This is a genomic window from Sphingobium sp. B2D3C (assembly GCF_025961835.1).
Taxonomy (GTDB): Bacteria; Pseudomonadota; Alphaproteobacteria; order Sphingomonadales; family Sphingomonadaceae; genus Sphingobium.
Window position 1 is genome coordinate 1,813,230 of record NZ_JAOQOK010000001.1, and the last position, 21,024, is coordinate 1,834,253.

A 21,024-nucleotide genomic window follows, 5' to 3' on the forward strand; every position below is an offset into this window, starting at 1 on the left:
GACTGACCCGGTCGGCTCGCAGCCTCATCCTCGCCGCGGCATGCCTCATCGGCATGATCGTGATGATGAGTGGCGCCGGCACGTCGCTGGACAATTTGACCCGCACCGAGCGCTACCAGCACTTCCCCAAGAAGCCCAGCGGCGAGCTGGTTATCGTTAAGATCGACACGCCCAGCATCAAGGCGCTGGGTACGTGGCCCTGGCCGCGCGGGCGCCATGGCGAGCTGATCGATGCCCTGAACCGAGCCGGCGCCGAGCGCATCGTCTCCAACATCATTTTCGATCAACCGGCGGCGGACCCGGCGCAGGACGACCGGCTCATCAAGGCGCTCGCAGCCTCGAAGGCCGATGTCTATCTGGCCGCGCTACTGGAAAATCGCTCCAATGGGCGGGCAACCTACGAGGCGCTGCCGACGGAGGCGTTGCTGCCCTACGTCACGCCCGTCAACGTATGGCTGCATAGCGATCCCGACCAATATTATCGGCGATTGGTGCTCAATGCCCCGGTCCTGGGTACGGAATTGCGCGATATTTCCCAGGCGCTTGCCGGCACCAACTATCCGGGTGAAGGCTCCTTCCCCATCGACTGGTCCTATTGGTGGAACCAGATCGACCATATCTCCTATTCGGACGTGCTGGCCGGCAAATTCCCCAAGGACTTTTTTAGGGGCAAGAAGGTCCTGGTCGGTATCGATGCCTTCGGCTTCGGCGACCAGTTTAACGTCCCCTATCATGAGAAGCTCTCCAGCCTTTATGTCTTTGCCGCCGCAGCGGAAACGCTGATCGCCGGACTGCCGGTCGAGGTGGGGCCGTGGCCGGCGATGGTGCTCGCGCTGGCGCTGATCGGCCTCTCCTTTCTGCTCAAGCCGCGCTTTCGCTACCCGCTCTATCTGGCTGGAACCATCGGGCTGGTGCCCGCGCAGATTTACACGGAACATCTGACGCTCTGGCGGCCGGATGTCGGCCCGGCGATCCTCACGCTGGTCGCGGCGCTGGTCGCCCAGTCGCTCCTCAGCGTCGCGCAGGCCCTGCTCGATCGCAGCACCAAATCGGCCGAAGCGGGCCTCCCCAATCTGGCCGCGATGGTGCTCAACGAGGGCGAAGAAGGCGTGACGATCGTTGTCAGCCTGCGCAATTACGTGGAAACGACGGCGCTGCTTGGCCTCGCGGCGCAGGGCACGCTGCTCGCCAAAATCCGCGACCGCCTCATCCTCGCCGCAGGCCACGAGCGAATTTACCAGATCGACAATCACAGCTTTGCCTGGCGGAGCCGGGAGGATGTGCCTCAGGTGGTCGACAGTCTCGAGGGTCTGGAAGCGCTGTTCGCGCCGGGGGTTCAGGTCGAACAGCTCACCGTCGACATCACTTTGCACGCAGGCTTTTGCGACAAGCCGGACATGAGCGTGTCGGAAGCCATTCCCAAGGCAGTCCTCGCGGCGACGAATGCTACCAATCGCGGCATCCTGTGGGAGCGCTACGAGACCGAGGAGGATGAGCTGTTCTGGAAGCTCTCCATCCTCAACGAGTTCGAGCAGGCATTGCGCCGCGGCGATGTGTGGGTGGCCTATCAGCCCAAGCTGGACCTGCACGGCAATCGCATCACCAGCGCCGAAGCGCTGATCCGCTGGATTCACCCCGAGCGCGGCTTCATCCGGCCGGACCGGTTCGTCCGCGCCATCGAGGATGCGGGGCGGATCGAGCGGCTGACGCTCTATGTGCTCGAACGCGCCATTGCCGACTTCGCGCCGCTCAATCTCTCGGTCGCGGTCAATCTCTCGATGCGCATGGTCGGCAAGAACAAGCTGGAGGCGCCGCTTCGCCTGCTGCTGGATACCTACGGAATGCCTGCCGAAAATCTTACGCTGGAGATTACAGAATCGGCCAGCATGGCGGACGAACAGGGCATCGCCGAACTGGAGTCGCTCCGGGCGATGGGCGTGCATATCTCCATCGATGATTATGGCACCGGCCAATCAACGCTATCCTATCTCAAGCGCTTGCCGGCGTCCGAACTCAAGATCGACCAGAGCTTCGTGCGGCAAATCCTCACCAGCCGCAGCGATGCTGTGTTGATCAATTCCACCATCAAGCTGGCCCATGAGCTCGACATGCAGGTGGTTGCCGAGGGCGTGGAGGACGAGAATGTCCTGCAGGCACTGGCCGCCATGGAATGCGACATCATCCAGGGCTATCATATCGGTCGCCCGGTGGCGCTTCCCGACTTTCTCGCCAATCTGCAGGCGGCGAACCGCAAGGCTGCGAGCCGAGCCCGCAAGAGCGCCCTTTCCGCAGCATAACAGGCAACGAAAAAGGCGCCGGATCATCAAAGACCCGGCGCCTTTTGGCGTTTATGTCGGTCTACTTACCGTACCGAACCGCGACGGACCAGATTGACGATCGCGAGCAGCACAATGGCGCCAAGCAGCGAAACGATGATCGAGGTCAGATTGATCGCGCCCGACGTGATCGGGGCGGCGCCGAGGATCGGGGAAAGCAGGAAGCCGGCGAGAACCGCACCGACAATACCCACCACGATATTCAGCAAAATGCCTTGCTGGGCATCGGTGCGCATGATCAGACTGGCAAGCCAACCAACAATGCCACCGACAATAAGAAGAATGATAAGGCCCATATTCCGTCTCCCTCAGTGATGTTGAAGGCAAAACAATTGTCTGAGGAATTCGTTCCGTTCTTGCTGAACGGATAGTTGACAAAGGCCGTCATCTTGAATCGAGCACAGAGTGCGACATGGGCCCATCCTGCGGCCGTAACTTTACACAAGTTACAGGCCCAATTGCGCCTCGATCACGCGCCGCAAGTCTTCGAGGCGATAGGGCTTCTTGAGAATGGCGACCGCGTTCCGATGCTCCGCCCCGTCCATCGCGTCTCCCGCGCCGGTGGCGAAGGCGAACGGGACACCCTTGTCCGCGAGACGGGCCGCGACGGGAAGGCTGTCTTCCTCATCCCCAAGTTTGAGATCGAGCAGCCCGAAATCGAACGCGACCTCGTTCACGAATGCCAGCGCCTCGGCGAGGTTGGCGGCCACCCGCACATCCGTGATGCCCAGGTCTTCGAGCAGGGCTTCGGTATTCATCGCGATGATCGGATTATCTTCGACCAGAAGAACGGCGTGGGGGCGTGGCGACAAGGGCGAGCCTGTTAGCAAGGATTGACAGGTTAATTATGCGCACCCGCCCGAGGCGATCCATAGCGTTGCGATGGACCGAACCAAGTGCGGGTCTTTACGCTTGTTTCGAGATTAAAGGCTGGCGACCTTGTCGAGATCCGCCAGCATCTCAGTATGAGAGACTGCACGGCTCTTCGAGCGCCCGCTCTTCTCACCCTCGTCGCCGAGCATATCTTCCAGGCTCCGGCGCGCGCGCGCGACGCGGCTTTTCATCGTGCCGACCGCACATTGGGCGATGTCCGCGGCTTCCTCATAGCTGAAGCCACCGGCCCCGACGAGCAGCAAAGCCTCGCGACGTTCGGGCGACAGGCGCATCATCGCGGCCCGCAGATCGCCCATGTGAAGGCCGTCTTCCTGCCCGGCGGGCTGGCTCAGCAGCTTTTCGGCAAGGTCGGGATCATAATCGCCGCGGAACCGGTTGCGTCGCGCTTCGCTCAGATAGACGTTGCGCAGAATGACGAACGTCCAGCTGCGCATGCTCGTGCCGGGCTGGAAGGAATCCCGCGCGGCCCAAGCCTTGAGCATCGTTTCCTGAACGAGGTCGTCGGCATAGTCCGGGCGACCGCACAGGCCTCTCGCGAAAGCGCGAAGGTGCGGAAGTACGCCGGTCATCTCCGTACGAAAATCATAATTTTTCGGGATGTTACTGGCTGTCACCGCTTTTATCCAGCTTCTTGAGGAGCGCCACGAAGTCGTCCGGCAATTGCTCGTCGACGACTTCATCGTACATCCGCCTCAAGCCTTCGGCCCAAACAGGTTTTGCGCGACCACTGCGCTGCACGGAGTTCTTTCCGGGCTTTTCAGGCGTGCTGGACATGCCCCTACTTGCCTCGCAGAATATAGAATTGTTGAGATGTGACTGCACAACCGTTCCCAAAACCTCTGAAATCCAATTCCCGCCCCCTCGTAAAGTGACTGATGTGCGTTCCGGCGCGCAGCTCACGCCGCGACAGCGCGCAACATCCAGACATTTTCCTCATGCTTTCCGATGCGAGCTGTCAACATGTCTGCACTAAAGACATCGTCGCCTTCTTCGGCGACCGCGACGGCCTCACGAAGACGCCGGGCGACCGCTTCATTATCGTTGATCAGCGCATCGATCATTTCGGCAGAGGACTGGACCGTCTTGCTGCTCTCCACCACGCTGCGCTCGGCATAGTCGCCAAAGGCTGCAGGGGCGATGTGGCCGAGTGCCCGAATGCGCTCCGCCAGCGCGTCGATGGCCAACGCCAGATCCTCATATTGGGCTTCGGTCAGCTTGTGCAGGCCAAAGAAGCTCGGCCCGACGATGTTCCAGTGTACACCCAGCGTCTTGAGATACAGCGAGAAACTGTCAGCCAGAGCATCGGCAAGCTTGTCGGCAATCGCATCGACATTCTGCCGATCGATCCCGGTGTTGAAGGCCGCATCTTTCGGCTTTGCATTCAGGGCGCTATTCGCCATCACTGATCTCCGCTGGGGGCGTACGAGTGGGGGAACGATCCCAAGGGGAAAGAGTTCCGATCTAACGGATCACGGCGCTTTGGCACCTCTTTGGTAATTTGGGTTCATGGTGAATTGGGATATTGGCAAACGTGCCAAGCGACGCTTCGATAGCTGGTTAAGAGAGTATCCCCGGGCAACGCCGATCGGGGTCTTCCTGTTTTCGCTTACGCTTGTCGGGGCCAGCGCCTGGTCCGTCGAAGTCGCGTCCGAGCGGACGCGGCGAGCGGCCGCTGTCATGCAGGCCGGGGAGATCGTGGCCGCTCTGCAGCGGCAGGCAGCCGCAAGTTCCGCCTATTTCCAGGCCACCAGCGCGCTCTTTCTCAGCGCAGACGGGGTCAGCCCCGAGTTCTTCCGCGACTTCATCACCCGCCTCCGCCAGGATTACGATTTTACGGGTGTCGTGGCCATTGGCTGGGCGCGCCACGCCACCGCCGCGGAACTGCCGGAACTAACCTCAAGAATGCGGGAAGCGGGATATGAGAACTTTGCCGTCAACCCGGCCCCCGCGCAATCAAGGCAGCCGATGTATATCATCACCATCGTCGAGCCTAACTCCCTGGCAAATCGTCGCGTTCTCGGCTTCGATATTCACAGCGACGCACGGCGCGCTGCTGCCATCGACCGGGCTCTGCGCACCCGCTCGATGGCCGCAACAGACCCGGTCAAGCTGAAGGTCGACGAGAATGCCGACCACAACACCGGCATCGTCGTGCTGCTGCCGGTCGCGCAGAATGATGAGGGGCCAGTCAATGGCTTCATCTATGGCGCCATCCGGGTCGAGGAATTCATTCGCGCTGCCGTGAAACCGTCCCTGCTGGAAACCGGCCGGATCGAGATTTTCGATACGACACCGGATGGGCAGGAGCGCATCTTTGCCGCCGGCGATAGCGAGAGAGTGGAAAGGCCGCTGGAGCAGCGCTTTTCCCTGTTCGATCAGCAATGGTCCGTGCGCTTCTATCCGGCCGGTGAGCACTGGCTCTACCCCCTCACACTGGTCGTACTGGTCGGCGGCGTCTCCTTTTCGATGTTGCTGCTCGCCTACATTCTGCTCGTGCAGCGCCGCAACGAGGATCTCGTCGCGCTCGTCAATGCGCAGGCCGAGCGCGAGGCGGAACGCGCCGCCTTCGTGCGCGAACTCAATCACCGGGTGAAGAACTCACTCTCCAACGTCACGTCAATCATCGCCCTGACCCGTCGAAACGCGACCGACATTAACAGCTTTGCCGACAATCTGATGGAGCGAGTGCGCGCGTTGGCCGCCAGCCACTCATTGCTGGATGGCGCGCAATGGGGGCCAACGGACCTCAAGGCGCTGATCGAGACTCAGTTGGGATCACATGGCCACGCCCGCGGTCGCATTGTGTCCGATGGCCCCAATGTGCTGATCTCGCCCAACGATGCGCTGTCCATCGGCTTGGCACTGCACGAGCTGCTCACCAACGCGACACGATATGGCGCCTTGTCCGCCGATCAGGGCGAAGTGCATCTGCACTGGTCGGTGGGAGACGAGAAGATCTCGGTATCATGGGAAGAGCGCGGCGGCCCGCCGGTCGTGGAGCCGGTCAAGCGCGGCTTTGGCCTGAACCTGATCGAACGCGCGTTGGCCCATGAGCTGGGAACGCCCATCCGCATCGACTTTTTGTCGAGCGGCCTCATGTGCACGTTCGACATCCCCCTGCGCAAACCGAAATCGTTCCAGTTGCGCAGGAAGGATGGCGCAGCTTAACGCAGCGGCGCTGTGGACCCGAAGAACGCGACCTGCCCGATGGTGGCGCGAACGAAGTCGTCGCTGAACGGCTTGGTGATCAGATAGGTCGGCTCGGGGCGTTCGCCGGTGAGCAGGCGTTCCGGGAAGGCGGTGATGAAGATCACCGGGACCGAGAACTTGCCTAGGATCTCGTTGACCGCATCGATCCCCGAACTGCCGTCCGCCAGCTGAATATCGGCCAGCACGAGATCCGGTCGGTGCTGATCGAACAAAGCTACCGCCTGCGCGTGCGTCGCAGCGGTGCCCACCGCAACATGGCCGATGGAGGTCACGATCTCCTCGATCTGGAAGGCGATGAGCGGCTCATCCTCGATAATCAGCACGTTGAGGCGGCTGCTGGAATCGATATCCGCCAGCGCGCTGTCGATCATCTCGCGAACATCGTCCTCAGGGCAGTCGAGAATCTCAGCGATCTCGCTTTCCGAAAAATCTTCCACGGCGTTCAGCAGCAGCGCCTGACGTGCCAGTGGCGTCACCAGTTCGAGGCGATTGCTGGCAGTCGTGCCTTCATCCGAGCCGAGGCCGCCGCTCATCGACAGCTCGGCGCCGGCTGAAGCGTAGATGCGCGAGAAGGCACTGAACAGCCCGGTCCGCGACGTGGAGATTTGCTCGCGAAGGCTGGAATCGGCCAACGCCGCCTCCAGAAGCTCCCGCACGAAACTGTCACCCAGCGACTGAGACCCCGTCAGAATTCGAGCATATCGCCGCAGATAAGGAAGTTGCCGCGCGATAAGGTCGGATAGAGCCATATGAACGTGTCTCCTGCATTTCAGCCAGCGCCCACAACCAAGAACACCGCATGACGCGGTGGAGCACCAAAAGTGCGCGGAATGTACGGTTTCGACAGGGTTCCCCACAAGAAATTTATTTTTGCAAACCTCGGGAACCAACGCGATTCAGGTGCATTTGAGGATCAGCATTGACATTAGTCTGCCCCCGATAATGTCAGCGTCACTTGACCGGTTTCCGCTCCTCCTCACCCCCCAAAGTGCGGAAACCGGTCAACCACCCCCATATTATCTCCCGTCGTTCCGCTGCTGAGCCCGTACGCGCGCGGCGAACAGAGGAACCATCCGTCCGAACCGCCGTTGGGTTCAGGAAGGTTATCACGAGGAGTTAAGCCATGCACATCCGCACAAACCGTTCCACGCCTCTGGAAGACGGCCGCGACGTGATCATAACGCTTCGCTCCCGCGCAGAGGATATTGCCGAGCGTGGTCTTGCCAAGGCAACAACGCTGGCGGACGAGGCCGGCCGCCGGGCATCCCGGTTGGGGAAGGACACAGCGCGCAAGGTTTCGAAGGGCTCGAAATCCCTCGTTGAGAATGTGCGCGATCATGTGCCCGGCATGAAACCCTCAGGGCTCGCGGCTTCGCCCGCCGCCCGGTTCGTCCGCCGCCACCCCGCCCTGCTCGTTGCCGTCGGGCTGACCGCTGCGACGGTCGGATATCTTGCATGGCGCGCCCAGCAAGACACTGAAGAAACAGACGATTCTTCCGAGGGTTAATGAGCGAAAACCATTCTCTGCCAAATTAAGCGAGAAAGTTTTCGAAGGCCGGAACGAACCCGTCTATAGCTCGTTTACCGGGCAGATCTGGCACCATCAGGCTATTTTAGATGCTGCTAGCCCGGTGGTGCCAGATCCCCTCCTTCGCCTCGGACAGGCTAGGGTCGCGCAGACGCGGGCCGTGACAAAGCCTCGAAGAGCGCCCGCATCCCTAGAAAATCTTGACATCCGCGCCCGCCTTCATCATGGCGCAAGCGGTTGCCCGTGTGATCCAAAAGAGTCACGCGCCCTCTATTCACGGAATTCTGATGCCCTTTGCCGATCTCGGCCTTTCGAACGAATTGCTGCAAGCCGTCGGCGAGGCGGGGTATTCAGAGCCGACTCCGATTCAAGCGCAGGCAATTCCCTCCGTCCTGATGATGCGGGACATCATCGGCATCGCGCAGACCGGCACCGGCAAGACGGCCAGCTTCGTCCTCCCGATGATCGACATTCTGGCTCAGGGCCGCAGCCGCGCCCGGATGCCGCGCAGCCTCATTCTCGAGCCGACGCGCGAACTCGCGGCGCAGGTCGCCGAGAATTTCGAGAAATACGGCAAATACCACAAGCTCTCGATGGCGTTGCTCATCGGTGGCGTCTCGATGGGCGACCAGATCAAGGCGCTCGAAAAGGGTGTCGACGTGCTGATCGCGACGCCTGGTCGCCTGATGGACCTGTTCGAGCGGGGCAACATCCTGCTGACCGGCTGTTCGCTGCTGGTCATCGACGAGGCGGACCGGATGCTCGACATGGGCTTCATCCCCGATATCGAGAACATCTGCACCAAGCTGCCCGCGAACCGGCAGACGCTGCTGTTCTCGGCGACGATGCCGCCGCCGATCAAGAAGCTTTCGGATCGCTTCCTGAGCAATCCCAAGTCCATCGAGGTAGCGCGCCCGGCAACCGCCAGCGCCAACATCACGCAGATGCTCGTGCCTGTCGCCGAGCGGGCCAAGCGCGAGACGCTGCGCTCGCTGCTCCGGAGCGAGAGCGCCGAGAGCGCGATCATCTTCTGCAATCGCAAGACGATGGTGCGGGAGCTGAACAAAAGCCTCAAGCGCCACGGCTTTCGGTCTGGCGAAATCCACGGCGATATCGATCAGGCCGCGCGCATCGCGGAGCTGGATCGCTTCAAGTCCGGCGAGATCAACCTGCTGGTCGCCTCCGACGTTGCCGCGCGCGGGCTGGATATCAAAGGCGTCAGTCACGTCTTCAACTTCGATGCACCCTGGCATCCGGACGATTATGTGCACCGCATCGGCCGCACTGGCCGTGCCGGCGCGACCGGTAAGGCGTTCACCTTCATCACCAACAGCGATGCCGAAGCTGTCGAAAATATCGAGAAGCTGATCGGCACGAAAATCCCGCGCCTCGACATGGGCACGCAGGCCGTCGACGATGGTGAGGACGAAGGGCGCGGACGCGATCGTCGCGGTGGCGCGAAAGGCGCATCCAAGCGTCCGGCGAAGGCACCGGCTCGGCGCGAGCGTGGCGCCGACGCCAAGGGTGATCGTGAAACCGAATCGCCAGCTCGCGAGGCACGCCCCGCCCGTGAGGATGCGCGCCCTGCGCGTGAAGATCGCCAGCCCCAGCCACGGCGTCAGGATGCACGGTCTGACGCTGAGCGTCCCAAGGCCCCGCAGCAACGCAATCGCGCGGATCAGGAGCCGGATGACGGATGGAACGGCCCCATGCCGGATTTCCTCTCCGTAGGTTTCGACAACTAAACCTGCCGACGATACAGACGGGAAGGCTCGGGGACGCGGCAGCGCGCTTCCATGCCTGCCAACTGGCGGTGCGCGAACCGGCGATTTCTGTGCCACCCGACACTCAGGTCGCTATCGAAACGCGACGCGCCACCAACACGCAAAACCCGATTGCAATCGGCGCGGGCCTTGCCTATAGGCAGCCCTCCCTGGGGGCTGTAGCTCAGTTGGGAGAGCGCGTCGTTCGCAATGACGAGGTCAGCGGTTCGATCCCGCTCAGCTCCACCAGGGATTTTTCTTCCAGCCACGCTATCGCTCCCTCCCCGGCTTAAGCCGCGCGGGGGAAGACGCATTTTCTGTGAACCGGTCCACCTTTTTGGGGTTGCCACTCCGGCCATCCCACGGCATAGGCGCCGGACCTGATGACGGCTCCGCAACGGACCGACATGGATGGCCCCTTCGTCTAGCGGTTAGGACGCGGCCCTTTCACGGCTGAAACACGGGTTCGATTCCCGTAGGGGTCACCACTTAGACTTTCCCACATTATCAAGCGCAGCATCCCACTGGTCGCGCCACCGTCACTCCGCCGGGGCCATGGCGGTCGATGGACCATTTGCCTCGTCCAGCGCCGCCAGATCGCCGCGTGCTCGTGCCTGCCGACCGTAGACCAGTTCAAACAGCGGACCCGCCATCACCGTCGTGACGATGGCCATCAGCACCAGCATCGCGAACAGCGTCGGACCGATAATGCCCTTTTGCAGGCCGATGTTGATGATGATGAGCTCCATCAGCCCCCGGGCATTCATCAGGGCGCCTATGCCCAGCGCCGTGCGATGATCCTCCCCCGCCAGCCGCGCGGCGGCCCAGCACGCCCCGAATTTGGCGATCACCGAAACGAGCAGAATCGCCAGCGCTGTCAGGAGCAGCGGCACGGAGTTCACCATGTCCATCCGCGTATTGAGGCCGGAATAAGTGAAAAACATCGGCAACAGCAGCACCACCACCAGCGGCTCGACCTTGCGCTTGATTTCCAGCGCGATCAGCCCGCGCGGCATACAGGCGCCGAGCAGGAAGCCGCCGAAGATTGCGTGTATGCCGATTGCATCCATGAGAAACGCCGACAGGCTGAACAGCGCGAGGACGATAGCGAGCACCGTCATGCTTATGCCGCCCTCCGCCTCGACGAGACGCCCGAGCGGGACGAGTAGCCGACGACCCCACATCAGCATGAACCCCGCATAGAGCAGTGCGCCGACAATGGCGATCACCGCGACCCCCGGCCCCGCGCCGAAGGTCGCCAGCACGACCGCGAGCACGCACCAGGAGGCGGCATCGTCAAAGGCGCCCGCCGTCAGCGAGAGCGTGCCCAGCGACGTGTTGGCGAGGCCGCGCTCGTTGATGATCCGCGCCAGCATGGGAAAGGCTGTGAGCGCGATGCACGCGCCGAGGAACAAGGTGGCGCTCCCCCGCCCCACCCCGGCCGTGAACAGCCCGTCGATCGTCAACAGCCAGGGGGTGATCACCGCCGCCAGCATGAACGGCACGGCGATGCCCGCCGCCGACACCGCGCCGGCGGCGCGCGCCTTCGAGCGGACGTGATCGAGCCGGAGCGTCAATCCAACCAGAAACATATAGAGGCCTACGCCAAGCTGCGCGCCGACATAAAGGACGTTGCTGGTTTCCTTGGGGAAAATCGCGGCTTGCAGATCGGGCGCGAACAGGCCGAAGAGCGACGGGCCGAGCACGACGCCGGCGATCATTTCCCCAACCACCTGCGGCTGCTTAAACAGGGTGCGGCCGAGCCATCCAACCACCCGGCACGTCACGAGGATGACGGCGATCTGCAGAAAGAAATGCACGCTGTAGTCGGATGGCGTGAAGCTCACAGCGGATTGAACGGCGGGGCCGTGGGGCGTCAAGACGCGGCCCAATTCATCCCAAAGCGATTGCTGCATCGCGCCCTGCTCCATATGTCCTCCCCGATGGCCCGCTTGTCCCGCGCTTGGCCGGAGGCTAACATGGTAGCGTTATCATTGGAAGCGGGGACTGCAGCACCTGTAAATGGCCAACGGACGCGTCTGGCCCAAAAAAAAGCGGCTATGCGCTGCCTATGGATTGTCCGACAAGCTGGGGAGGCATCGGAAATTCGGCGATACAAAAACTTCCCGAGCGCAGCCGCGCCCCGTTGCCTTTGCGCGCCCGGCCTCATATGTCGGAGTAATAAAGGGAGTCTTTCATGACCGAATTCCGCTCGATCACTGCCGAAACCGGTGCGCCTTATGGTGATCCGCTGCCCGTCCACGGCCCGCAGGATGTCGCCACCGCCTGCGCTGCTGCCGAGGAGGCCTTCGAGATTTATCGCGCGACGAGCCGCGACGATCGCGCGCGTTTTCTTGAGCGTTGCGGCGAGGAGATCATGGCGCTGGGCGATGGCCTGATCGAAACCGCCATGCGCGAGAGCGGCCTGCCGCGCGCCCGGCTCGAAGGCGAGCGTGGACGCACCGTGGGCCAGCTGCGCATGTTCGCCGATGTCGTGCGCAAAGGATGGTGGCAGCAGTTGCGCGTCGATCCGGCGATGCCCGAGCGGCAGCCCCTGCCCCGCCCCGATCTGCGGATGCGGATGATCCCGCTCGGCCCGGTGGCGGTGTTCGGTGCCTCCAACTTCCCACTCGCCTTCTCGACTGCCGGTGGCGACACGGCCTCTGCGCTCGCGGCGGGTTGCCCGGTCGTCGTCAAGGGCCACCCGGCCCACCCGATCACGGCCTCGCTGATGGCGCAGGCGCTGACGGCGGCGGTGAAGGCCTGCGATCTCCCGGCAGGCGTGTTCAGCCAGATCATGGGGCCGTCGCACGAACTCGGCGCCGCGCTCGTCCAAGACCCCCGCATCACGGCGGTCGGCTTCACCGGCTCACGCGCCGGCGGCCTTGCGCTGGTCAAGTTGGCGCAGGCCCGCCCGGTTCCGATCCCGGTCTATGCGGAGATGTCGAGCATCAATCCGGTTCTGCTTCTCCCGCAGTCCCTCAAGGCGCGCGGCGCGGCGCTGGGCACCGCCTTCGTCGGCTCGCTGACGATGGGCGCCGGCCAGTTCTGCACCAATCCGGGCCTGCTGATCGCCATGGAGGGCGACGGGCTCGATGCCTTTATCGCCAGCGCAACCGACGGCGTGGCAGCGGCTGCGCCACAGACCATGCTCACGTCCGGCATTCGCGATGCATATGGGAGAGGCGTCGCGGCGCTGGCCGGCCATGACGCCGTCGAAACGCTGGCCAGTGGCAGCCCCGGTGAGGGCACCAGCGGCGGCGCGATCCTGTTCCAGACCAGCGCGCAGGCCTTCCTCGCCAATCCCGATCTGGCCGAGGAGGTGTTCGGCGCGAGCGGCATTCTGGTGCGCTGCGCCAATGAGGCCGAAGTGATGGCGATCCTCAAGGCGCTTGAGGGTCAGCTTACCGCGACGCTCCATATGGACGCCGAGGATGAGCCGCTTGCTGCGCGGATGCTGCCGGTGCTGGAACGCAAGGTGGGGCGTATCCTCGCCAATGGCTGGCCCACGGGCGTCGAGGTCTGCCACGCCATGGTCCATGGCGGCCCCTTCCCGGCCACGTCGGACGGGCGCACCACCTCGGTGGGGAGCCTCGCCATCGATCGCTTTCTGCGGCCGGTGAGCTACCAGAATCTCGCCCAGTCGGTGCTGCCAGAGCCGCTGCGCGATACCGCGCTGGGGGATGGCATCCCGCGCCTGTATGATGGCACTGTGCTCGCCGGTCGCTGAGGCCGGCACTCCCCGACGAGACAGCACGAACCGGCGCCCGCGCGGCGCATGAGGAATGGAAGAGGACGTCCAATGGCCACGCGTTTGCTGCAACATCAGGCACCTTCTGGCGCGCGATCCGTGATTCTCGCCGTGGATGACGAGGCTTGGCTGCTGCAGGGCAGCAGCAACATCCGAGCGCTGGCGCAGGACGCTCTCGCGCGGCGTCAGTCCCTGCTGGAGACCGTGCAGCATTATGCCAAAGGTGCCTCTGTGGATCTCGCCGCCGCCTTCTTAGCCGGCGAATTGCTCGCGCCGATCGATCATGAAGACCCGGCCCATCTGCTGATGACCGGCACCGGTCTTACCCATCTCGGCTCCGCGGAAGGGCGGGACAAGATGCACAAGCAGGCGCTGCAGGCCGAAACGCTGACAGACTCGATGCGCATCTTCCTGGAAGGGCTGGAAGGCGGCAAGCCCGCACCTGGCGAGATCGGCCAGCAACCGGAATGGTTCTACAAAGGCGATGGGTCCCAGCTCCTCGGCCCGCACCAGCCCCTGGACATGCCAGCCTTCGCGCAGGATGGCGGCGAAGAACCGGAACTGGCCGGCATCTACATCATCGATGCAGACGGGAAGCCGTGGCGGCTCGGCTTCGCGCTTGCCAACGAGTTCAGCGATCATGTGACCGAGCGGCACAATTATCTCTGGCTCGCCCACTCCAAGCTCCGCAAGGCCGCGCTCGGGCCGGAATTGCTGCTCGGCCCTTCCCCAACCCATATCGAGGGGACCAGCCGCATCCGCCGGGGGGATGACGTGATCTGGGAGAAGCCTTTCCTCTCGGGCGAGGCGAACATGTCCCACAGCATCGCCAATCTCGAGCATCATCACTTCAAATATGCGCTGTTCCGCCGGCCGGGTGACCTGCACGTGCATTTCTTCGGCACGGCCACCTTGTCCTTCAGTGATGGCGTGAGCGCGCAGGAAGGTGACGTGTTCGAGATCAGCGCGGCACCCTTCACGCTCCCGGTCTCCAACCCGCTCACGCGCATGGCAGAGACCCGCGTCAGCCCGGGCGTGCTGTAATGAGCGCCAGCCCCATTCGCATCGCGCTGCAAGGCGTGGGCAAAATCGCGCGCGACCAGCATTTTCCCGCCATCGCCGCCAATCCCGAATTCGCCCTGACCGCGACCGTCAGCCGCCATCCCGCCGGCTTGGACGATATCCCCCATTTCAGCGATCTTGAGGCGCTGATCGCCCATGGCCCGGAGGTGGATGCGATCGCGCTCTGCACACCGCCTCAGGTGCGCTATGCGCTCGCCGCCCGCGCCATCGAGGCCGGTTTGCATGTATTTCTGGAAAAGCCGCCCGGCGCCACCCTGTCGGAAGTCATTGCGCTGCAAGGTCTGGCGGAGGCGGCAGGCGCCACCCTCTTCGCCTCCTGGCATTCGCGCTATGCCGCCGGCGTCGAGCCGGCGCGCCAATGGCTGGCCGAGCGGCGGATCGAGCATGTGTCGATCATCTGGCGCGAGGATGTGCGCGTGTGGCATCCGGGGCAGGACTGGATCTGGCAACCCGGTGGCCTTGGTGTGTTCGATCCCGGCATCAATGCCCTCTCGATCCTCACGCAGATCCTGCCCAACCCGGTGTTCCTCAAGGATGCCACGCTGCAATTCCCCGAGAACCGGGCTGCGCCGATTGCCGCCGATCTGCGCTTGTCCGACACGCTCGGCACGCCAATCCACATGGATCTCGACTGGCGCCAGACCGGGCCGCAGAGCTGGGACATCATCATAGAGACCGACGCCGGGACTGTGCATCTGGCTAAGGGCGGCGCTGTGCTCTCCCTGCCCAAGGGCACGGTCGAGAGCCCCGATGTTGAATATCCCGGCCTCTATGCTCGCTTCGCCGAACTGGTGCGCGATGGGCGCAGCGATGTTGACGCCGCGCCGCTCTGCATTGTCGCCGACAGTTTCCTGCGCGGCCAACGCGTGCAGGTGGAAGCCTTCGAGGATTGAGCCGGAAAATCTGACTGTAAGGGGTTGCCGAATCCTGATCGGCCAATCATGATAACGCTACCAACAAAGAGTGGGGAGAGGACGATGAGCGTGTGCGGCGCGAGGCGGGGCTTGGGATATGCCCGACCTGTTCTGGCGCTCGGCTGTCTGCTTACGGCCAGCGGCGCATTGGCCGCCCCTCAGCTTTCCCCGGTCTGGACGGATCAGGCCGTCATCCAGCGCGACGCGCCTATCGTCATCGTGGGAACCGCCGCCCGAGGCGAGACAATCCGCGCCACTCTCGGCAGTGAACACGCCGCAGCCACGGCGGATGCCAATGGCGCCTTCACCCTACACTTCCCTCCACGCCCGGCCAGCGAAACACCGCTGACGCTTCAGCTCTCGGGCGCGGATGGCAATGCTGTGACGGTGCGCGATCTGCTGGTCGGCGATGTGTGGCTGTGCTCGGGCCAGTCCAATATGGAGTTCCCGCTCGCACGGGCCTTGAACGGCCCGATGGTGGTGATGCAGTCGGGCGATCCCGGCCTGCGCCTGCTGCAAATTCCCAAGGCGACCGCCAGCCTGCCCGCGCCGCGCTTCGGCAGCCCGACGGCATGGACAGCCGCGACGCCGCAATCGACGCCGGAATTCTCCGCTGCCTGCTACTTCATGGGCAAGGCGTTGCGGGCGCAGCAACAGATCCCCATCGGCCTCATCCATGCGAGCTGGGGCGGCTCGCGGCTGCGACCCTGGCTCACACCGGATGCCGCCGAAGCGCTGGACGGCAAGGACGATCTGGCAATGCTGCGCCAACATGCCACCGATCCGCTCGGCGCCGTCACCGCCTTCGCCCCGCAATGGGAGCGCTGGTATCGGGACGAAGCCGAGAAGAGCGAGCCCTGGCGCAAGCCGGATATCCTCAGGTGGCAGGATGTGCCCGCCATCGGCGTGTGGAACGACTGGACAGGCACGCGGCTCGCGAAGGATGCCACCGGCACCGTCTGGCTGCGCCGCACCGTGCGGCTGACCGGCGCACAGGCCAAGGCCGGCGCGACGCTGGAACTGGGCATCATCGACGATATGGACATGACCTTCGTCAACGGCCGCGCGGTGGGCAATACGTTCAGCTGGGACGAGGCGCGCCGCTATACCGTCCCGCCTGTGTTTCTCCATGCGGGCGATAATGAGATCATGGTCGCGATCAGCAACAGCTGGGACAAGGGCGGTTTCACCACCGGCCCGGAACGGCTGAAGCTGACGATCGCCGGCGGCGCTGAAATCCCGCTAGCGCAAGGCTGGCGCTACAGCATCGCCCCCGTCCCCAGCTTCCCGCCGCGCCCGCCATGGGACGGCAATGGCGGCCTGGGCGTCATGCACAATGCCATGGTCGCGCCCCTCGGGCAGATCGCCCTGCGCGGCGCTGCCTGGTATCAGGGCGAGAGCGACGTAGACGTCCCCGGCTATGCCCGCCGCCTCACCGCGCTTGCGGCAGGATGGCGTCACCAGTTCGGCAAGGACCTGCGCATTCTGGTGGTCCAGCTTGCCAATTATGGACCCGCGCAGCTCGCTCCGGCGGCGTCCGGCTGGGCGACCATTCGCGAGGACCAGCGCGCCTTCGTCAGCGGTGACGCCAATGCCGCGTTGGTGACCGCCATCGACATCGGCGAGCGCACCGATATCCACCCTGCCAACAAGGCGCTGCTCGGCGCTCGCTTGGCCATGGCTGCGCAGGGAACGCCTTTGCCGATGCCCATGCAAGCCTTGCGCACGCAGGGGCGGATCAGGATCAGCTTCTCAGGGATCGAGGGCAGCCTCGCCGCGTGGAGCACCTCTGCGCCCATCGGCTTCGAGCTATGCGGCGATGCGCAGGAGAGCTGCCGCTATGCGCAGGCTCGCATCTCGGGAGCCGACGTATGGCTCGAGGACGATGGCCACGCCGCCAGCCGGGTGCGCTATGCGTGGGGCGACAGCCCCATCGTCAATCTGTTCGATGCCCGCGCGCTGCCTGTTCCCGGCTTTGAACTGCCGATCCGCAGCGAGGCGCAGCCCTGACAAAAGATCATTCGCACTGAAGACATTCAAATAGGGGAGAGAGACTTTGAGATTTGCAACATTGGCCCTGCTGGCCACAGCCATGAGCATCCCGGCTTTCACCGCCGCGACCACGCCCGCCGCCGCGCAGGCTCGCGCCGGCGATCCGGTCGAGGTGCGGATCGACGCCACCAAGCCGGGCGCGACGATCAGCCGCGACATCTTCGGCCAGTTCGCCGAGCATCTTGGCACCGGCATCTATGGCGGCGTGTGGGTCGGCAAGGACAGCAAGATTCCCAATGTCCGCGGCATCCGCACCGATGTCGTCAACGCCCTGCGCGCCATTCGTACCCCGCTGGTGCGCTGGCCGGGCGGCTGCTTTGCGGACGAATATCATTGGCGCGACGGCGTAGGCCCGGCCAAGAACCGCCGCAGCTCGATCAATTCCAACTGGGGCGGCTCGGTCGAGACCAGCGCATTCGGCACCGACGAGTTCATGGATTTCGTCGGCCAGGTGGGCGCTGAGGTCTATCTCAACGTCAATGTCGGCTCCGGAACGGTGAAGGAAGCGGCAGATTGGGTCGCCTATATGACCGCCGATCCCACCACATCGGCCGGCAAGGAGCGTGCCGACAATGGCCATCGCGAGCCTTACGAGATCAAATATCTCGGCCTCGGCAATGAGAGCTGGAGTTGCGGCGGGGCGATGCGGCCGGAATTCTATGCCGACCAGATGAAGCTCTATGCGCGCTTCGTGCGCAACTATGACCCTGAGCAGGGCGAGGGAAAACCCGATGCCATGCTGCGCGTCGCCGTCGGGCCGGGCGATGACAATACCGCCTACACCGAAGAGGTGATGAAGGCTTGGAAGCAGCACGACTGGGCGTGGTCGATCGAGAGCCTTTCGCTCCACCGCTACACGACCGGCGGCTGGCCGCCCTCCTACCCCAGCGACGCCTTCGATGAGGGCGCCTATGCCCGGCTGGTCAAGGAAACGCTTGGGATGGACGGCTTTATCAAGGCCAATGCGGCGGTGATGGACAAATATGATCCCGAGAAGAAGGTCTCGCTCGCCGTCGATGAATGGGGCGTGTGGCTCAAGCCTCTGCCCGGCACCAATCCCGGCTTCCTTCAGCAGCAGAACTCGCTGCGCGACGCCATCATCGCGGCGCTCAACATCAACATCTTCGCGCGCCATGCGGACCGGGTGAAGCTGACCAACATCGCACAGATGATCAACGTGCTGCAGGCGATGATCCTCACCGACGAAGAGAAGATGGTGCTCACGCCCACCTATCACGTCTTCAAAATGTATGTGCCGTTCCAGGATGCGACCTTCATTCCGGTCAGTTTCCAGGCCGGAACGTACCAGCATGGAGACATCACCCTGCCTCGCATCGATGCCGTTGCCGTGAAGGACAAGCAGGGCAAATACTGGCTGGCACTGACCAATGTCGACACCCAGCGCGCCGCGCCGGTGACGGTCAACGTCGCGGGGCTGAACGTGCGCTCGGCGCGTGGCGATGTGCTGACCGCGCCAAAGGTGGACAGCATCAACAGCTTCGCCGCCCCCAATACCGTCAGCCCCAAGCCGATTGCGGGCAGCGTGCGCGGTGGCAAGCTGACGATCGACATGCCAGCCAAGTCCGTCGCGGTGATCGCGCTGGAACCCTGATGAAGAAGCCGCGCGGGCGCGCATGATCGCGCCCGCGCCAGCCCTCCTGTTGCCACAAGGCCCCAAGTCCCGCTAATTGAGCCTCCAGCAACGTCCAGACGATCTGGCGGCAACAGGGGCATGACTATCAGCACGCAGGATAACAGCGCGTCCGGGAACGGGGGTTTGAGCGACACCCCGACCGGGCTCCCCCGCTCGGCGAAGGGGTCAGGACGCCGGCTCCGCGGGGCTGTGGCTCATTATCTCGGCTCGGCCATCGTCTCCGGACGGATCGCGCCGGGCGAGCGGCTGACGGGCGAGATTGAGAATGCCGAGGCGCTGGACGTTTCCCGCAGTGCCTATCGCGAGGCCATTCAGGTGCTGACCGCCAAGGGGCTGGTGGAAAGCCGCCCCAAGGCCGGCACGCGCGTGCTGCCGCGCAGTCACTGGAACCTGCTCGATCCGATGGTGCTGGCCTGGGCGTTCGGCGGCGAGCCGGATGTGAATTATGTGCGCGACCTGTTCGAGCTGCGGGCAATCGTCGAGCCGGAGGCCGCGCGCCTCGCCGCCAAGCGGCGGGATCGCAATGATGTTGCCGCGATGAAGGATGCGCTGACCCGGATGCGCCGCTTCACGCTGGCGACCGAGCAAGGGCGGGAAGCGGACCGGGATTTCCACAGCGCCTTGCTTGCCTGCACCGGCAACGCCGTGCTCATGACGCTCAGCGCCAGTATCGGTGCGGCCGTCAACTGGACGACCCAGTTCAAGCAGCGGTCCGTCGGCCTTCCGCGCGACCCGGTGCCCGATCATATGCGCGTGTACGATGCGATTGCCGCCGGGGACGCAGATGCGGCGGCGGAGGCCATGCAGGTTCTCGTGCAACTCGCCCTTGATGACACACGGGCGGCGATGCAGCGTCCGGCGGAGGGCGAGCCAGGCGACCTCCCGTGACGCTTCCGAACGCAGATCGGCCCCGCCAACTGCCGGCTCGACTGAGCCAGAAATGGACGGGGCCGGCGCGATCCTGACTTAGGCGCCGTCGACCGCCTTGCTGACCAGCACATGGACTTCCACGCGACGGTTCTGGGCCTTGCCTTCCGGCGTGGCGTTATCAGCGACCGGATCGGAGAGCGACATGCCGGCCGGGGCGAGCATGCGGTATGGCTTCCACTTGCAGGTCTGCTGCAGATAATTGAGCACGCTCGCCGCGCGCTTCTCGCTCAGCGTCTGGTTGAATTCCGGGTCGCCGGTCGAGTCCGTGTAGCCGACCACGAGCAGCAGGGCATTCTCGGTCGCCTCAGCCTGCGCGGCAGTGGCGCAGAGGTTCTGCTTGGCCATCGGCGAGAGCACCGCCTTGCCGGTGTCGAAGTTCACGTTGGTCGTGCTCTTGATGTTATACTTGTCGATATCACCCATGCGGGCGCGCAGGGCGTCGGTGGCGGCCGTCTGCTCCTCAAAGCGCTGCGAGGTGCCGTTGCGGATCATTTCCGCCGTACGCAGATCGCGGTTCTTGAGGTCGATCTTGCTGGCGACCAGACCGCCGCCGCCCTGCAGCGTGTCGACCTTGACCGGCAGGCCGTTCAGGAGCTGATCGGCACCCAGCTGATCGCGATTGAGGCCAAGGAAGCCGCCGCTGGCGGTAATGCGGGTCGAGCTGTTGACGGTGACCGTGTTGCGCGTGCCATCGGTCGAGGTGATCTGCAGCTGGTCGCCATTGCGCGCGGAGATAATCCCCTCGATCTCCGGGCCGGCCGTCATCTGCGCGGAATCGGTGTAAACCGTCGTCGAGACATCCGCCTCAGGGGCGGTTTCGGTCTGCGCGAGCACGCTGCCGGACGCCACGCCGGTCATCAAGGCCAGCGTCATAAGAAGCTTGGAACTGGTGGAAAGGGTATTCATTAC

At 63.8% G+C, this 21,024-nt stretch carries 18 protein-coding genes and 2 tRNA genes; 12 read left to right on the top strand and 8 right to left on the bottom strand.

Annotation, left to right across the window (positions count from 1 at the left end; genetic code table 11):
* Window positions 1–53 precede the first annotated feature (53 nt).
* Window positions 54–2,297 (top strand): EAL domain-containing protein, encoded by a 2,244-nt coding sequence (locus tag M2339_RS08455; protein ID WP_264586913.1) that lies wholly within the window; start codon window positions 54–56, stop codon window positions 2,295–2,297.
* Window positions 2,298–2,362: 65 nt separating this feature from the next.
* Here M2339_RS08455 and M2339_RS08460 read toward each other — a convergent pair whose 3' ends face one another.
* From M2339_RS08460 to M2339_RS08480, 5 genes are all read right to left on the bottom strand, one after another.
* Window positions 2,363–2,632, bottom strand: a complete 270-nt coding sequence (locus M2339_RS08460) for a GlsB/YeaQ/YmgE family stress response membrane protein (protein ID WP_264574847.1) — start codon at window positions 2,630–2,632, stop codon at window positions 2,363–2,365.
* A gap of 150 nt (window positions 2,633–2,782) precedes the next feature.
* Entirely contained in the window at window positions 2,783–3,148 is a 366-nt protein-coding gene (locus tag M2339_RS08465) for a response regulator (RefSeq protein ID WP_264586912.1), read from the bottom strand.
* 111 nt (window positions 3,149–3,259) lie between these two features.
* A complete protein-coding gene (locus M2339_RS08470) occupies window positions 3,260–3,799 on the bottom strand; it encodes a sigma-70 family RNA polymerase sigma factor (RefSeq protein ID WP_264588332.1) in 540 nt (179 codons plus the stop codon).
* Window positions 3,800–3,830: 31 nt separating this feature from the next.
* Entirely contained in the window at window positions 3,831–4,004 is a 174-nt protein-coding gene (locus M2339_RS08475) for a NepR family anti-sigma factor (RefSeq protein ID WP_264569909.1), read from the bottom strand.
* A gap of 122 nt (window positions 4,005–4,126) precedes the next feature.
* Complete coding sequence (locus tag M2339_RS08480) at window positions 4,127–4,630, bottom strand: Dps family protein (protein ID WP_264586911.1); 504 nt, start codon at window positions 4,628–4,630, stop codon at window positions 4,127–4,129.
* A 106-nt stretch (window positions 4,631–4,736) separates the two neighbouring features.
* Between M2339_RS08480 and M2339_RS08485 the strand changes: the two genes are divergently transcribed.
* A complete protein-coding gene (locus tag M2339_RS08485) occupies window positions 4,737–6,398 on the top strand; it encodes a CHASE domain-containing protein (RefSeq protein WP_264586910.1) in 1,662 nt (553 codons plus the stop codon).
* On the opposite strand, the gene M2339_RS08490 is transcribed toward M2339_RS08485, so the two are convergent.
* The gene (locus M2339_RS08490; protein ID WP_264574992.1) at window positions 6,395–7,189 is read right to left on the bottom strand and encodes a response regulator; all 795 of its coding nucleotides are present in this window, start codon (window positions 7,187–7,189) and stop codon (window positions 6,395–6,397) included. The two genes, M2339_RS08485 and M2339_RS08490, sit on opposite strands and share 4 nt — an antisense overlap.
* Window positions 7,190–7,563: 374 nt before the next feature.
* On the opposite strand from M2339_RS08490, the gene M2339_RS08495 reads away from it, so the two are divergent.
* The 4 genes from M2339_RS08495 to M2339_RS08510 all read left to right on the top strand — a co-directional run bounded on the left by M2339_RS08495 (window position 7,564) and on the right by M2339_RS08510 (window position 10,219).
* Entirely contained in the window at window positions 7,564–7,947 is a 384-nt protein-coding gene (locus M2339_RS08495) for a hypothetical protein (RefSeq protein ID WP_264586909.1), read from the top strand.
* Window positions 7,948–8,255: 308 nt separating this feature from the next.
* Window positions 8,256–9,713, top strand: a complete 1,458-nt coding sequence (locus M2339_RS08500; protein ID WP_264569905.1) for a DEAD/DEAH box helicase — start codon at window positions 8,256–8,258, stop codon at window positions 9,711–9,713.
* A gap of 191 nt (window positions 9,714–9,904) precedes the next feature.
* Window positions 9,905–9,980 (top strand) — tRNA-Ala (locus M2339_RS08505).
* Between the two features lie 164 nt (window positions 9,981–10,144).
* Window positions 10,145–10,219, top strand: a tRNA-Glu gene (locus tag M2339_RS08510).
* A gap of 51 nt (window positions 10,220–10,270) precedes the next feature.
* On the opposite strand, the gene M2339_RS08515 is transcribed toward M2339_RS08510, so the two are convergent.
* The gene (locus M2339_RS08515; RefSeq protein ID WP_264586908.1) at window positions 10,271–11,647 is read right to left on the bottom strand and encodes a cation:proton antiporter; all 1,377 of its coding nucleotides are present in this window, start codon (window positions 11,645–11,647) and stop codon (window positions 10,271–10,273) included.
* A 281-nt stretch (window positions 11,648–11,928) separates the two neighbouring features.
* Between M2339_RS08515 and M2339_RS08520 the strand changes: the two genes are divergently transcribed.
* From M2339_RS08520 to M2339_RS08545, 6 genes are all read left to right on the top strand, one after another.
* A complete protein-coding gene (locus M2339_RS08520) occupies window positions 11,929–13,461 on the top strand; it encodes an aldehyde dehydrogenase (NADP(+)) (protein ID WP_264586907.1) in 1,533 nt (510 codons plus the stop codon).
* Window positions 13,462–13,533: 72 nt separating this feature from the next.
* Window positions 13,534–14,526, top strand: coding sequence for an AraD1 family protein (araD1, locus tag M2339_RS08525; RefSeq protein WP_264586906.1), 993 nt, complete (start codon window positions 13,534–13,536; stop codon window positions 14,524–14,526).
* On the top strand, window positions 14,526–15,458 hold the full coding sequence (locus M2339_RS08530) for a Gfo/Idh/MocA family protein (RefSeq protein WP_264586905.1): 933 nt from the start codon (window positions 14,526–14,528) through the stop codon (window positions 15,456–15,458). The genes araD1 and M2339_RS08530 overlap by 1 nt, the downstream gene beginning before the upstream one ends.
* Window positions 15,459–15,548: 90 nt before the next feature.
* Window positions 15,549–17,489, top strand: coding sequence for a sialate O-acetylesterase (locus M2339_RS08535; protein WP_264606296.1), 1,941 nt, complete (start codon window positions 15,549–15,551; stop codon window positions 17,487–17,489).
* A gap of 82 nt (window positions 17,490–17,571) precedes the next feature.
* Window positions 17,572–19,143 carry an alpha-N-arabinofuranosidase gene (locus tag M2339_RS08540; RefSeq protein ID WP_264586903.1) on the top strand — a complete coding sequence of 524 codons (1,572 nt, stop codon included), beginning with the start codon at window positions 17,572–17,574 and terminating at the stop codon, window positions 19,141–19,143.
* Window positions 19,144–19,263: 120 nt separating this feature from the next.
* The gene (locus M2339_RS08545; protein WP_413714783.1) at window positions 19,264–20,073 is read left to right on the top strand and encodes a FadR/GntR family transcriptional regulator; all 810 of its coding nucleotides are present in this window, start codon (window positions 19,264–19,266) and stop codon (window positions 20,071–20,073) included.
* Window positions 20,074–20,151: 78 nt separating this feature from the next.
* Here the strand turns inward: M2339_RS08545 and M2339_RS08550 are convergent, their stop codons facing one another.
* Window positions 20,152–21,021 (bottom strand): OmpA family protein, encoded by an 870-nt coding sequence (locus M2339_RS08550; protein WP_264584712.1) that lies wholly within the window; start codon window positions 21,019–21,021, stop codon window positions 20,152–20,154.
* Window positions 21,022–21,024 lie beyond the last annotated feature (3 nt).

Coding starts and splice junctions, on each gene's coding strand:
- M2339_RS08520 (WP_264586907.1), top strand. CDS start 11,929: ATGACCGAATTCCGCTCGATCACTGCCGAAACCGGTGCGCCTTATGGT.
- M2339_RS08455 (WP_264586913.1), top strand. CDS start 54: ATGATCGTGATGATGAGTGGCGCCGGCACGTCGCTGGACAATTTGACC.
- M2339_RS08495 (WP_264586909.1), top strand. CDS start 7,564: ATGCACATCCGCACAAACCGTTCCACGCCTCTGGAAGACGGCCGCGAC.
- M2339_RS08460 (WP_264574847.1), bottom strand. CDS start 2,632: ATGGGCCTTATCATTCTTCTTATTGTCGGTGGCATTGTTGGTTGGCTT.
- araD1 (WP_264586906.1), top strand. CDS start 13,534: ATGGCCACGCGTTTGCTGCAACATCAGGCACCTTCTGGCGCGCGATCC.
- M2339_RS08550 (WP_264584712.1), bottom strand. CDS start 21,021: ATGAATACCCTTTCCACCAGTTCCAAGCTTCTTATGACGCTGGCCTTG.
- M2339_RS08485 (WP_264586910.1), top strand. CDS start 4,737: ATGGTGAATTGGGATATTGGCAAACGTGCCAAGCGACGCTTCGATAGC.
- M2339_RS08545 (WP_413714783.1), top strand. CDS start 19,264: ATGACTATCAGCACGCAGGATAACAGCGCGTCCGGGAACGGGGGTTTG.
- M2339_RS08530 (WP_264586905.1), top strand. CDS start 14,526: ATGAGCGCCAGCCCCATTCGCATCGCGCTGCAAGGCGTGGGCAAAATC.
- M2339_RS08470 (WP_264588332.1), bottom strand. CDS start 3,799: ATGACCGGCGTACTTCCGCACCTTCGCGCTTTCGCGAGAGGCCTGTGC.
- M2339_RS08480 (WP_264586911.1), bottom strand. CDS start 4,630: ATGGCGAATAGCGCCCTGAATGCAAAGCCGAAAGATGCGGCCTTCAAC.
- M2339_RS08490 (WP_264574992.1), bottom strand. CDS start 7,189: ATGGCTCTATCCGACCTTATCGCGCGGCAACTTCCTTATCTGCGGCGA.
- M2339_RS08500 (WP_264569905.1), top strand. CDS start 8,256: ATGCCCTTTGCCGATCTCGGCCTTTCGAACGAATTGCTGCAAGCCGTC.
- M2339_RS08475 (WP_264569909.1), bottom strand. CDS start 4,004: ATGTCCAGCACGCCTGAAAAGCCCGGAAAGAACTCCGTGCAGCGCAGT.
- M2339_RS08515 (WP_264586908.1), bottom strand. CDS start 11,647: ATGCAGCAATCGCTTTGGGATGAATTGGGCCGCGTCTTGACGCCCCAC.
- M2339_RS08540 (WP_264586903.1), top strand. CDS start 17,572: ATGAGCATCCCGGCTTTCACCGCCGCGACCACGCCCGCCGCCGCGCAG.